We start from the raw sequence: 13,823 nt of genomic DNA on the forward strand, positions 1-13,823 counted from the left end.
CGGTTATGGGCAGACGGAATGCTAATTCCCAACCTGCACAAAGCCCTGTTCGTTAGCGGGCAGCCTAAAAGACGACAACTAAATATAAAACGAACTGACAATTAAAGAGAAAATATGATTCCAGACTATCAATCCTTAATGCTTCCACTACTCAAACTCGTAGCGGACGGACAAGAGCACAAATACAGAGACTTGATTGAAAGTTTGGCGATTGAATTTCAAGTAACAGACGAAGAAAGAAAAGAACTTTTGGCAAGTGGAAATCAAGCCATTTTTGACAACAGAGTCGGTTGGGCAAAGACTTATCTAAAAAAAGCAGGACTGCTTGATTCACCAAAACGAGCAACTTTTGTAATTACCGAACTTGGCAGACAGACCTTAGCGAAAAATCCTGACCGAATTGATGCAAAGTATTTAAGACAGTTCCCTGCATTTTTAGAGTTTCAAAACGCATCGAGAAATAACAACGAAAGCGAAGAAGATGAAACGACAATAATCGAGAACAACGAACAGACACCCGAAGAGAGTTTAGATAAAGCATATCAACGAATAAGAAAATCATTAGCAGCCGAACTACTTAACAAAGTTGTTGACCTCTCTCCTGCTTTCTTTGAACGACTTGTAGTTGAACTATTAGTGAAAATGGGTTACGGTGGCTCAATCAAAGACGCAGGAAAAGCAATGGGAAAAAGCGGTGACGAAGGAATTGATGGAACAATAAAAGAAGACAAACTCGGACTTGACATAATCTACATTCAAGCTAAGCGGTGGAAACCAGGAAACGTAGTTGGACGACCGGAACTTCAAAAATTCGTTGGTGCACTTGCCGGACAAGGAGCCAAAAAAGGAATTTTCATTACGACTTCAAATTTCACTAAAGAAGCATTGGAATATACACCGAGAAATGAAACGAAAATTGTGCTCATAGACGGTGAACAGTTGGCTCAACTAATGATTGATTATAACCTTGGTTGCACGACACAGCAGACTTATGAACTTAAAAAAATTGACAGCGACTATTTTGGAGAAGAATAAAACATACGGACTGACAGAAGGCCGACCCGCTAACATGCGTTTGGCGTCATGCGGGGCGGAGTGCTTAAATTCAAGTTCAGTTTTTCAATTGGGCTTTAGTGCTGGGCTGACAGTTTTGTGCCCTGAAATCCCGCACGAACGCCAAGCGCAAAAACGTTGTGCGTCATTTTAAAAGACACCGTAAATATGGAGAAGAGACCGAATTTAGATAGAAATATTACACTTGCCGACTTCAATGATTTTTATTGGTTGAAAGAGGAACTTGCAGACTTTTGTAAACGAGTTGGTATTTCAACATCGGGTGGAAAAATCGAAATATCAGACAGAATTAGACATTATATTCTGACAGGTAAAACTGATAAAATTGAAGCGGCAAAGTCAAAAGGCAAATCGAAATTTGATTGGAGCAAAGAGAAATTAACTCTTAAAACTGAAATTACTGACAGCTATAAAAACGGAGAGAATGTTAGAAGTTTTTTTATACAGGAAATTGGTTCTCACTTTGCCTTTAATGTCATATTTATGAAATGGATAAAGGAAAATGTTGGTAAGACACTTGGTGACGCCATCATTGAATGGAACAGAATTAATGAGTTAAAAAAGGACAAAAATTATGTCAGCGAAATTGACCCCCAATTCGAATATAATCGATATATGCGAGCATTTTTGGCAGACAATCCTGAACTATCAAGCAAAGACGCAATGAGACATTGGAAATTGAAACGTTCACAGAGAGGGACAAATGAATATGAACGGACGGATTTAGAAATGAAATAAAAACGAACGCACAACAGCAGTTTGGCAAAATGGCGGGTTTAGTGCTAAATTGAATATTTGGTTTTCAAATGAACATTAGAGCTAAAATGAAAGTAAGTGCTTCAAAATCCGCCACTTCGCCAAGCTGCAAAACGTTGCCAGCAATAGCAAATGAAATTCGTAGCCACCATCATTTTGACACTTTTCCTCAGTGACACTTCTTTCGGACAGAAGTTTCCTCAGACACTTGTTGACAGCTTATGTAACGTGACCATTGAATATTACTACACTGACTTTGCTAAACCATTGGACAGCGTTGAAGCATTATCATATAAGCCAAGTAATGCTTTCATTCTTAAGAGCGAGTTGACACCGAACTTGCAAACGAAATTCAAAGATTTCACAGTTCTCTATGTGACACAGCGAGAAGCATTAGAAGAATTTGTAAAGACGAAAAATAGAACAGGTTCATTGGAGAAGCTATTCGTGACGCAGCTGCAGGACACAATTAATATTGACATTGGAGGATGGGCAGTTCGGGTGACAAAAGTTAAGTATAAGAACGGGAAAGCAATTCCTGTTAACTCAAACTTTGCTGCCAGTTGTGGTGGGACACTTGGCTATATTCCAACTTGTCGTTTTGTCTTTGACAGGACAACAAATTCGTGGACAAGACACACTTGGCAAGAGACTGCAGACGCAATCATGAAAGCCAGACAAAGAGCTGATGACGAATAGCTACATGCTGGCAACATCGGTTTGCTGCTATGCTGGCTGACGTAACGCAACATCAACTTTTTGTTCGCTTATCATCCACAGTTCCAGCCGACATTACGCTATTGAGCAACAAAATATATTTTGTACTTTGGTTTTTCAATCGGCTTCAGTTGCCAGCTGACAATTATAAAATACCAGCACAGCAGCAAGCCGTCAACGTTGGCACCCTTTCAAATACAAAGTGTGTAGCCACAGCTCCGGCCCAAAGGCCGGGTAGGGAGCTGGCAAAGCCTTGGTTGCTTCCTTCATTTTTCAAGCTTCCATCATTCCGTAATTCTTAATCGCTCACCAACAAAGGCATAAAGCATTTACGCAAACTCAATCTCCTGCGCCTTTGCAAAGGCATTCAGTTGTTGCACAAAAGAAAAGTCTTTGATGAGGCCGGCTACGGCATTGATATCATTGGCAAAAATCCGGTCTTCGTTGGCGAAGCCTACAAATTGCCGCACATAATCGTGGGCAAATTCCAACAGCACACTGCTCTTGAGTGGCCGCCTGAACTCAATGGCCTGGCAGGCACTCAGCAGTTCGATAGCGAGGATGTATTCGAGGTTATCGAGCACCTTGCTCAGCTTGCGGCCGCTGATGCTGCCCATGCTCACATGGTCTTCCTGCCCCAGCGAAGTGGGAATGCTATCGGCGCTGGCGGGGAAGCAGAGCGTTTTATTTTCAGTCACCAACGCCGCCGTGGTGTATTGCGGAATCATGAAACCACTGTTGAGGCCCACATCCTGCATCAGCAGCATGGGCAGGCCCCACTTGCCTTCGAGCAAGAGGTAGCAACGCCGGTCGCTGATGTTGCCAATTTCGGCAGCCGCCAGGCAGGCATAATCCAACGGCAACGCCAATGGCTGCCCGTGAAAATTGCCACCACTGATGGTATCGTGTGCATTAAAGATGATGGGGTTATCGGTCACGGCATTCAGCTCTGTTTCGGTGAGGGCTTTCAGGTGCAGCCACGCATTGCGGCTGGCACCATGCACCTGTGGCATGCAGCGCAAACTGTAAGGATCCTGCACCCGTCCACAGTCTACATGGCTGTCCATAATGTGAGAGCCGTGTAATAAAGTGCGAAGGCGTTTGGCCACCAGCAGATTGCCCTCAAAGGGCCGCAGCTGATGCAGGCGTTCGTCGAAGGGTGCTTTGGTACCTGTGAGAGCTTCGAGGCTCATGGCGCCAACGATGTCGGCGGCATCCAAACAATTGTGCATACGCTGCACGGCCTGTGTGGCAAAGGCCAAAATAAACTGTGTGCCATTGATGAGTGCCAGCCCTTCTTTCGGTCCTAAGGCAATGGGCTCCAGTTGCTCCCGCTGCAATACATGCGCCGTTACCACCCGTTGTCCTTTGTAATAACATTCGCCCAAGCCAATGAGTGGCAAAAACAAATGCGCCAATGGAGCTAAATCGCCACTGGCACCTACACTGCCCTTTTCGGGTACCACGGGTATCACATCATTGTCGATATGCCAGATGATGCGCTGCAAAGTGCTGAGCTGCACACCGCTATAGCCCTGCGCCAGTGCATGCACTTTGGTAATGAGCATGAGCTTGGCCACCAAGGCAGGTATGGGGTCGCCCACGCCTACACTATGGCTTTGTAAAATTTTGTACTGCAGGGTGCGGGTATCGGCGGCGGAAATGGGTGTATTGGCAAGGATTCCAAAGCCTGTATTGATACCGTACACCGTTTGGCCTTCGTCGACAATTTGTTGTACCGATTGGGTGCTGCGGGCAATGCGCTGCAGGGCTTCTTCCTGCAAGCTGGCGTGGCATTGGCCTTTGGCAATGGCCACGGCCACATCTACTGTAAGATGGCCGGTACCGTAATAAAATGGGGCAAGCATAGCATCGTCGTTGGTGAAGTGGGCAATGTATGAAATGCCGTTGAATAGGACACGGATTTTAGCGGATTGGGTAACGGATGTACACGGGTAAATGAGTAACCATCTGTCACAGGCCGGGAGGCCAGCGACAGCAAGAGAGATGGAGGACACGCATTATTGGGACACTGATTATTGGGACGCGGAGTTTGGCGGATTGAAAACGATTTTTACGGATATCATGATTTAGCCCTGAAAGGGCGTTTATCACCTAGCCCCGGGTTTCAACCCGGGGGAATGGGCAACGACAATCGCCAAGCCCTGTAGGGGCGACATCAATTGACCAGGCTGCAATCTTTTATCGAGTAACCATCTGTCACAGGCCGGGAGGCCTGCGACAGAAAGAGACGCGGAGTTTTCGGATGGGGAACGGATTGTCACGGATTTTTTTTGTTTCCTGTTTTCCCACCATCTGTCATCTATCAACAATTCTTAGAATGAGGATTTTATTACAAAAACATTTGGCACTCTGTGAGCTCAGTGCGAAACTCCAATGCCTCTGTGGTAAAAAACTTAGTGCTCCTTGTGCCTCCTTGGCGTCTTCGTGGTTCAAAAAAACACAGCATCCTCTCCTGCCGGCATCGTACATTTCCGGATATATTGACCGTATGAAAAATACATTTCTCTTGCTGCTATTGTGTGGCAGCCTGCTGGCCAACGGCCAGGCCAACTACGAGCCAAGTACTGACAACCTGCAAGCCAGAACGAACTTTCAGGATCATAAATACGGGATGTTTATACACTGGGGCTTGAGCAGTGTGCTGGGCGATGGCGAATGGGTGATGAACAACCGCAAGATTCGCAAGGAAGATTATCAACGTTATATCCGGGTGTTTAACCCGATTGATTTTGATGCGGAGCAATGGGTGCTGACAGCCAAAAATGCGGGCATGAAATACATCGTGTTCATTACCCGCCACCACGATGGTTTCAGCAACTGGGATACCCGCTACAGCGATTGGAAAATCACCAACACGCCTTATGGCAAAGATGCGTTGCAACAACTGGCAGCAGCCTGCAAAAAGCATGGCCTGCAGCTGGGCCTCTACTACTCTACTCTCGATTGGTATCGGGAAGATTATCCATGGCGCAGCGGCCGTACCGGCCAGCACAGTGGCCGCACCGGCAATGGCGATTATGCCAGCTACCTGCAGTTTATGAAAAACCAACTCACCGAACTGCTGACGAATTACGGCCCCATCATGAGCATTTGGTTTGATGGCCATTGGGACCAAACCAACCCCGAAGGTAGCCACGACCGGGCCTCCCGCATCGACTGGAAGTATGAGGAGATTTATAGCCTCATTCACCAATTGCAACCGGCTTGTATGATTGGTAACAACCACCACCTCGATCCCATTGCCGGCGAAGATTTTCAAATGTTTGAACGTGACCTGCCGGGTGAAAACAAATCGGGGCTGAGCTTCCAACAAGCCAGCAATGCCCTGCCGGTAGAAACCTGCGAAACCCTCAACAACAGCTGGGGCTACAACATTACCGACCGCAAGTTTAAATCGCCAGAGCAAGTGATACACTGGCTGGCGGGTGCTGCAGGGCGTAATGCCAACCTGCTGCTGAATGTAGGCCCCATGCCCACGGGTCCCATTCAACAAGAATTTGTAGATACACTGGCTGTGGCGGGCAAATGGCTGACCAAGTATGGCGAAAGTATTTATGGCACCCGTGGCAATGTACTACCACCACAACCTTGGGGCGTGGCTACGCAAAAAGGCAAACGCATCTTTCTGCATTTTTTGAAAGCCCCGGCTAACGACTTTGTATTGCTGCCGAACTTTATCGGCGAAGTAGCGGCCGTGCAAACCATGGGCAGCAACAAACCACTCAAATGGAGCAAGGTAAAAGAAGGCCTGTTTGTGTATCCGCAATACCAGGCAGGTACCTATGATTATGTGGTGGAAGTGTTGTTGAAATAAATTCCTACTTCAACAACATGGCAACAGCGCCAATCAACGTAAGTACAATCACTACCCTGCGGTAGTGGCTGTCTTGCAAATGCCGCACAATGCGCAGCCCCGTTACAAAGCCCAGCGCCAGGGCCGGCAGCAACACGATATCCGTAAGCAAGGTATCGGCATGTATGTTTTTCCAGAAGAAAACCTGAAAGGGCAACTTGAACAGATTGATGACAAGAAAGAGCCACGCAGCAGTGCCAATAAAATCATTCTTGGGCAGGCGCATGGCTAAAAAATAAAGGTTGGCAAAAGCACCGGCCAGGTTGCCCATCATGGTGGTAAAGCCCGCTGCCAAACCCGTGCTCACAGCAAACATGGGGTGCTTGGGAACGGACACCGATTTACGCAGTTCCATCCACAGCACAATGATGATGGTGCAGAGCACAATGCCCGCCATGAGCATGCGGAATGTTTTTTCTGGCATGTCTTGTCCGAGGTATACGCCGAGCAAAATACCTACGGCCATCCAGGGCATGAGTTTCCAGAAATGTTTCCATTGTGCATGGCGGTTGTAATAGATGACTGCCGCAATATCTGCTGCACACAGCAGCGGCAGCACAATGCCTGTAGACGATTTGCCGCCAAAGACCAGCGCCATAATGGTGACCGACAACATGTCGACACCTTTTAAGCCTGCCTTGCCCAAACCAATGATGAACGCTGCCAGCAAAATGAGCAGCCATTGCGACAATGGATACAGCGAAAAAACCGAGTACAACATGGGGCGCAAAGTAAAGGCAGTATCTCATGCCAACATGTGTCCCAAAAGGTTTAGCATTACTTTTCTTCCAATGTCAGTGCAATGGGCAAATGATCGCTGAAACCTTCTTTATTAAAAGTTGATGCCTCGGCAGGACGGCCGAATTTGACGGGTGCATTGTATTCACCTTTTACCATGCCGGGCACTACATCGTGGCAAATACGTACGGGTGCCGCCACACTAAACTTTGACAGTTTGGTTTTTACCGCAATGGCTTTCGACACCAAAAACTGATCTAGTACATTGATCTCATTGCCGAATACATAGGTGCCCAATTTGCCATTGATGCAAGCCGCACTCAGGTTGTAGAGATAATCGGTGGTGGTGCTGTTTTCTATTTGCTTAATGATGTGCGTACTCTTAGCATACTCCACCAAACTTCTGTCGAAAGGTTCATCGTTGAAATCGCCCATGGCGACAATGCTGGCGCCCTTGCCTTCTATTTCGTGTATGCGTTTCACCCAGTAGCTCAGTACTTCTCCAACCATCATGCGGAAGGGTTCGCTTTCATATTTGCCCTCGCTGCGGGCCGGCCAGTGATTGCCGAGCAACACGAGTAAGTTGCCTGCTTTTGTTTGCAATTGTACCTGCACAATATCCCGAGTGGCATTGCGGCGCATTACTTCTAATGAAAACAACTCGCCTTTTGGCGTGTATTTGCTGCTGTCGTAAATAAACGCCACATCAATGCCACGGGCATCTTTCGTATCCTGATGTAACACTTTGTATGGCCGGTTGAGGGCCGTACTCATTGCATCTACCAACTGCTGTAGCACCGGTAGATTTTCTACTTCGCATACGCCCAAAATATCGGGGTTGAGGGCAGTGATGACTTTATTGAGCTGCGCAATCTTTTTGCTGAGTATAGCTGCTGTCCAACCCTTCAATTCTTTGTTGAGGGTGCGTTGCAATTTTTCGGAGCGGTTGGTGGAGTTGACGGCATCAAACAGGTTTTCGAGGTTCCACCAAAACAAGCGGTGTGTGGTTGGCATATGTATTTTTTTAGTGTAGAAAGATGCACAAACAATATGGTTTGAGCAACAGGCGAACGGGTGTTTTTTATGGATAATGGGACGCGGAAAAATGGGACGCGGATTTTGGCGGAGAGAATGGATTTTCGCGGATGCGATTTGGGTAAAGCCCTGAAAGGGCGATTGCTTATAGCCACGGGTGTAACCCGTGGATGAAGATGCCCCACAAATGACGCAAGCCCTGACAGGGCGAAATTGTAAGCGTAATCATTCACGTGCTGGCATTAGTAACACATCGTCGCAGGCCGGGAGGCCTGCGACAGAAAGGATGAATGGGACGCGGATTTTGGCGGAGAGTGAGGATTTTCACGGATAAAATAGGATGAACCCCAACGGAGCGGAATATCCTTGCCCCGGGTTTCAACCCGGGGTATATGGGCATCAACAAAGAACCAAGCCCTGAAAGGGCGATATTATTGGGCTATGCTGCAAATTGTAAAAGAGTAACACACCGTCACAGGCCGGGAGGCCTGCGACAGAAAGAAGCTGTGTAAAATATTCAACTGAAAAGGATTGTGCAAAGCAGCGTAATGTTGCAGCATATGACAATAACTGCAGCACATGACTACCTGACCAAACAATTAACGGCACTGTACGATAGAGCCGAAGCAAGAGCCATTGCCCGGTTGGTGATGGAAGCCATCGCTGGCCAACCGGCTTCATCCGTCAACAGTGGCAGCAACTTACTGACGGATGCACAACAGTCCATTTTGGAAACGATGCTCATTGAGCTGCGTCAATACAAGCCCGTGCAATATGTAACCGGCAAAGCATGGTTTTACAATATGGAGTTGATGGTAAACAATGCGGTGCTCATTCCCCGCCCCGAAACGGAAGAACTGGTGCAGTGGATACTGGAAGAACAACCGCAGCGAAGCCACGCCAGCATGTTGGATATTGGTACCGGCAGTGGTTGCATCCCAATCGCCATCAAAAAAAACTGGCCTGCTGCAGATGTGTTTGGCTTAGATGTGAGTGCTGATGCTTTGGCAGTAGCGCAGCAAAATGCCACAACGCAGCAAACGCCCATACAGTGGCTGCAAGCCAGCATACTGGAACCGGCACAATGGCCGGCACAATCATTCGACATCATTGTATCGAACCCGCCATACATTCCACAGCAAGAAAACCAGCAGCTCGATAAAAACGTAACCGATTGGGAACCGCACCTGGCATTGTTTGTACCCGATAATGATCCGTTGTTGTTTTACAATGCCATTGCTGATTTCGCCAAAACGCACTTACAACCCGGCGGCAGTTTGTATTTCGAATGTCATCAGCTGTATGTAAAGCAAGTGCTGAAAGCCTTGCAGGAAAAGGGTTTTACGGCCGAGCAGAAAACGGATATGTTTGGGAATGAAAGGATGGTGAAAGCGGTGCTGAAGCAGTGACTTTGGACTACCGACGACAGACCACAGATGACCGACGATTGACGACCGAATCTTTTTTGAAATGTTGATGAATGCTGCGTTGCAGCTGAAGGGCTGCGGGATGGAAGCGGTACCCCACAGCCACGCCTTAGCGGGGCGAGGAGTACAAGCGTACAGCCCGAACAATTGATGAAGGGAGATTTGTAGATGACAGCCCCCTAGCCCCCAGAGGGGGAATATTTGCTTTTGTTGTTTTAATGCTACTGGCAGACTTCCGGTCTTTCGGACATTCCGACTAACAACCCACCCCGCCCTAAAGGGCACCCCTCCAAGGAGGGAAGAAACTCCGCACTATCGGACTTTCCGTCTTTCGGACTTTCGGACTTTCCGTCTCCCGACTCCTGACTCCCGACTATAAACTATCTTCGCGGCTCTTCAAATCAAACTATGGATTTACAACAACTCACGGCTATTTCTCCTGTAGATGGCCGCTACCGCCGGCAGGTGAGCCAGCTGGATGAATATTTTAGCGAATATGCCCTCATTAAATACCGGGTGCTGGTAGAAATGGAATACTTCTTTTTGCTGGCCGATAAGAAGTTTTTTAAGCTGAGTGCTAAGGCCCGAGCTGCACTGCGCAAAGTGCTGGAAGAGTTTAGCCTGGAAGATGCACAAGCCATTAAAGAGATTGAAAAAACAACCAACCACGATGTAAAAGCCGTGGAATATTTCATCAAACAAAAGCTGGAAACCACCGACGCCGGTGCCGATGCCAAAGAGTTTGTGCACTTTGGCCTCACCAGTCAGGATGTGAACAACACCTCTATTCCTTTGCTGTGGAAGAATGCGATGGAATATGAGTTTTTGCCAGCCATCATTAACCTGCAAACCAAACTGCATGAGCTGGCCAATAGCTGGAAAAATATTCCACTGCTGGCCCGCACCCATGGCCAACCTGCCAGCCCTACCCGGCTGGGGAAGGAAATAATGGTGTTTGTAGAACGCATCGACAATCAGGTGCAGCTGTTTAGCAACATACCGTATGCAGCCAAGTTTGGCGGCGCTACGGGCAACTTCAATGCGCATCATATTGCGTACCCCAAAACCGATTGGGTAGCCTTTGCCAACCACTTTGTAGATGAAGTGCTGGGCCTGCAACGCATGCAGTTTACCACGCAAATTGAGCACTACGATAGTTTGGCGACTCACTTCGATGCCATCAAACGCATCAACAATATTCTGATTGATTTGTGCCGCGATATCTGGACGTATATCAGCATGGATTACTTCAAACAAAAAACCAAAAAAGGTGAAGTGGGCAGCAGCGCCATGCCACACAAAGTGAACCCGATTGATTTTGAAAATGCGGAGGGCAACCTCGGCATTGCCAACAGTTTGCTGGAGCATCTGAGTGCCAAACTGCCCATCAGCCGCCTGCAACGCGACCTTACCGACAGCACCGTGCTGCGCAATATTGGTGTGCCGGTATCGCATACTATAATTGCTCTTTCGGCCATCAATAAAGGCCTGGAAAAGCTGGTGCTGAATGAAAAGAAAATGCAGGAAGACCTTGAAAATAACTGGGCTGTGGTGGCAGAAGCTATTCAAACCGTGCTGCGCCGCGAAAACTATCCCAACCCCTATGAGGCGCTGAAAGAACTGACCCGTGGTGCAGCCGGCATCAACAAACAAAGCATGCACCAATTCATCGACTCGCTGAAAGTGAGTGCCACACTGAAAAAAGAGCTGAAGAAAATAACGCCGCAGAATTATACGGGCATTATTCCCGATATGTAACAGAAGGCATAAAGCATAAAGCTGAAGGCTAAAAGCTTAATGCGCTGCAAGCAGCATAACTAACGTGTACAGACCTGTGCAAACAACCATACAAAAAAGACCTGCTTTTTGTGAGCAGGTCTTTTTAATGGGAGCCATGGTGAGCCTATCGGATAAACAACATTTCGCGGTACTTGGGTAACAGCCAGTATTGGTCGTCTACCAGCAGTTCCAGTTTATCTACATGGTACCGGATTTTATTGAAGTAGGCTTCTTTCACGGTATTGCAATAAGCAATGGCCCTTGCACGGGTGTTCGTCATGGCGTTGCAAGCCTTGCGTGCCTCAATCATTTGTTCTACACCATCGCTTACTTCGGCTATATGCTTGCTTATTTTTTCCAATATCTGCACCTGGTTGGCAAAGGCGTTGCCCATCATCCCCAGGTCTTTCAGGCCTTTAATGTTCTCAATTAAAATGTTTTGATACTTGATGGCGCTGGGCAAAATATGACTGGTGCAGAGTTCACCCATAATGCGGCTTTCAATCTGCACCCGTTTAATGTATTCTTCGAGCATAATTTCATGACGGGCTTCCAGCTCTGCATGGTTATACACTTCCAGCTGTTCAAACATTTCTTTAGACTTTGATGTCACAAAGGCATCCAACGCCAGTGGAGTTGTAGGTATGTTGGGGAGGCCACGACGTTCGGCTTCGGCATGCCATTCTTCGCTGTAACCATCGCCTTCAAACAGCACTTTTTCGGCACCAACAATGTACTTTTTGATGGTTTCCATAATGGCCACTTCCTTCTTCTCTCCTTTTTCTATCAGGCCGTCCACATCCTGCTTAAATGCATTGAGCGTTGCAGCCATAATAGAGTTGAGCACCGTCATTGAGTTGGCACAATTGGCACTGCTGCCTACGGCCCTAAACTCAAACTTGTTGCCGGTAAATGCAAAAGGAGAAGTTCGGTTGCGGTCTGTATTATCGAGCAGCAGTTCAGGTATGGTTTTGTGAATGTCGAGCTTGAGCAAAATTTCATCCTGCTCTGTAAAGTTTTCGCCTACCCGTTCTTTTACTTCGTTCAATACTTCGGTCAAAAACTTACCAATGAAAATAGAGATGATGGCAGGCGGCGCTTCGTTTGCACCAAGCCGGTGATCATTGCCTTCGCTGGCAATACTGGCCCGCAGCAAATCGGCATAATCATGCACGGCTTTTATCACGTTTACAAAAAACGTAAGGAACATGAGGTTGGTCTTTGGTGTTTTGCCCGGCGCCAACAGGTTTACACCCGTGTCGGTGCTCATGCTCCAGTTGTTGTGCTTGCCACTACCGTTGATACCGGCAAATGGTTTTTCGTGCAGCAATACCTTCAGGTTATGCCGCTTGGCTACGCGGCTCATGATATCCATGAGCAAAATATTGTGGTCTACTGCCAGATTGGCTTCTTCATAAATAGGAGCACATTCGTACTGGCATGGCGCTACTTCGTTGTGGCGGGTACGCAGCGGAATTCCAAGGCGGTAGGCTTCTTCTTCAAAGTCTCGCATGAAGGCATATACCCGCTCCGGAATAGAGCCAAAGTAGTGGTCTTCCAGCTGCTGGCCTTTGGCCGAAGAATGACCAAACACGGTACGACCGGTGAGTACCAAATCGGGGCGACTGTTGGCCATACCGGCATCTATCACAAAGTATTCCTGCTCCCAACCCAGTGTGGCTTTTACATGGCCCACATTGCGGTCGAAATAATGACAGACACTCACTGCTGCACGGTTCAGTGCATCCAAACTGCGCAGCAATGGCGTTTTGGTGTCGAGGCTTTCGCCGGTATAGCTTACATAAATGGTGGGGATACACAAGGTTTTGCCATTCCCCATTTCCATAATAAAGGCTGGCGAAGATGGATCCCATGCCGTGTAGCCTCGGGCTTCGAATGTGGCCCGCAAACCACCACTGGGAAACGAAGAAGCATCGGGTTCCTGCTGAATGAGCGTGTCACCTTCAAATTGCTCGATGGGAGTTCCATCGCCTTTGATGGTAAAAAAAGAATCGTGTTTTTCGGCAGTGGTGCCTGTGAGTGGTTGAAACCAATGTGAGTAGTGAGTTACGCCACGGCTTTCGGCCCAGGCCCGCATGCCATTGGCAATGTGGTTGCCCATAGAGCGGTCAATTTTCTTACCACTTTCAATACTGGCAATAAGGCTTTTATAAGCTTCATCGGCAAGGTAGTGCCGGGCCACATCGAGGGTAAATACATTTTCACCAAAAATGGCAGTTACTTTTTTAGAAGCAGCTACCGGCACTTCGGTTGGGTGGCTTTGCAGCGATTTCAGTGCATTAAAACGTAACGATTCCATATCTTCTTTTTTAGCGTTATTTTCTTGCGTAAAAGAAACGAAAAAGCGGCATCAGGCCTAATGAAAAAGCCAACCTCAGCAAGGAGATTGGCCCTTTCGA

General features: G+C 47.6%; 10 protein-coding genes. 6 read left to right on the forward strand and 4 right to left on the reverse strand.

What is annotated here, in order from left to right; translation table 11 throughout:
• Positions 1-114 precede the first annotated feature (114 nt).
• The 3 genes from V7Q13_RS17065 (at position 115) to V7Q13_RS17075 (ending at position 2,529) form a co-directional block, all read left to right on the forward strand.
• On the forward strand, positions 115-1,035 hold the full coding sequence (locus V7Q13_RS17065; protein ID WP_333801877.1) for a restriction endonuclease: 921 nt from the start codon (positions 115-117) through the stop codon (positions 1,033-1,035).
• Between the two features lie 186 nt (positions 1,036-1,221).
• Positions 1,222-1,812, forward strand: coding sequence for a DUF6434 domain-containing protein (locus tag V7Q13_RS17070; RefSeq protein WP_333801878.1), 591 nt, complete (start codon positions 1,222-1,224; stop codon positions 1,810-1,812).
• 150 nt (positions 1,813-1,962) lie between these two features.
• Entirely contained in the window at positions 1,963-2,529 is a 567-nt protein-coding gene (locus V7Q13_RS17075) for a hypothetical protein (protein WP_333801879.1), read from the forward strand.
• A 347-nt stretch (positions 2,530-2,876) separates the two neighbouring features.
• On the opposite strand, the gene hutH is transcribed toward V7Q13_RS17075, so the two are convergent.
• A complete protein-coding gene (hutH, locus tag V7Q13_RS17080) occupies positions 2,877-4,415 on the reverse strand; it encodes a histidine ammonia-lyase (RefSeq protein ID WP_333801880.1) in 1,539 nt (512 codons plus the stop codon).
• Between the two features lie 644 nt (positions 4,416-5,059).
• Between hutH and V7Q13_RS17085 the strand changes: the two genes are divergently transcribed.
• Positions 5,060-6,385, forward strand: a complete 1,326-nt coding sequence (locus V7Q13_RS17085) for an alpha-L-fucosidase (protein ID WP_333801881.1) — start codon at positions 5,060-5,062, stop codon at positions 6,383-6,385.
• A 4-nt stretch (positions 6,386-6,389) separates the two neighbouring features.
• Here V7Q13_RS17085 and V7Q13_RS17090 read toward each other — a convergent pair whose 3' ends face one another.
• Positions 6,390-7,145 carry a sulfite exporter TauE/SafE family protein gene (locus V7Q13_RS17090; RefSeq protein ID WP_333801882.1) on the reverse strand — a complete coding sequence of 252 codons (756 nt, stop codon included), beginning with the start codon at positions 7,143-7,145 and terminating at the stop codon, positions 6,390-6,392.
• A gap of 56 nt (positions 7,146-7,201) precedes the next feature.
• Positions 7,202-8,176, reverse strand: coding sequence for an endonuclease/exonuclease/phosphatase family protein (locus tag V7Q13_RS17095; protein ID WP_333801883.1), 975 nt, complete (start codon positions 8,174-8,176; stop codon positions 7,202-7,204).
• A gap of 581 nt (positions 8,177-8,757) precedes the next feature.
• Between V7Q13_RS17095 and prmC the strand changes: the two genes are divergently transcribed.
• Together prmC and purB are read left to right on the forward strand one after the other, a co-directional pair.
• Positions 8,758-9,606, forward strand: coding sequence for a peptide chain release factor N(5)-glutamine methyltransferase (gene prmC / locus V7Q13_RS17100; protein ID WP_333801884.1), 849 nt, complete (start codon positions 8,758-8,760; stop codon positions 9,604-9,606).
• A gap of 426 nt (positions 9,607-10,032) precedes the next feature.
• Complete coding sequence (gene purB, locus V7Q13_RS17105; protein ID WP_333801885.1) at positions 10,033-11,382, forward strand: adenylosuccinate lyase; 1,350 nt, start codon at positions 10,033-10,035, stop codon at positions 11,380-11,382.
• Positions 11,383-11,527: 145 nt separating this feature from the next.
• On the opposite strand, the gene V7Q13_RS17110 is transcribed toward purB, so the two are convergent.
• The gene (locus V7Q13_RS17110) at positions 11,528-13,723 is read right to left on the reverse strand and encodes a glutamine synthetase III family protein (protein ID WP_333801886.1); all 2,196 of its coding nucleotides are present in this window, start codon (positions 13,721-13,723) and stop codon (positions 11,528-11,530) included.
• Positions 13,724-13,823 lie beyond the last annotated feature (100 nt).

This window comes from Phnomibacter sp. (genome assembly GCF_036803085.1).
In the GTDB taxonomy this organism is placed as follows: Bacteria; Bacteroidota; Bacteroidia; order Chitinophagales; family Chitinophagaceae; genus Phnomibacter.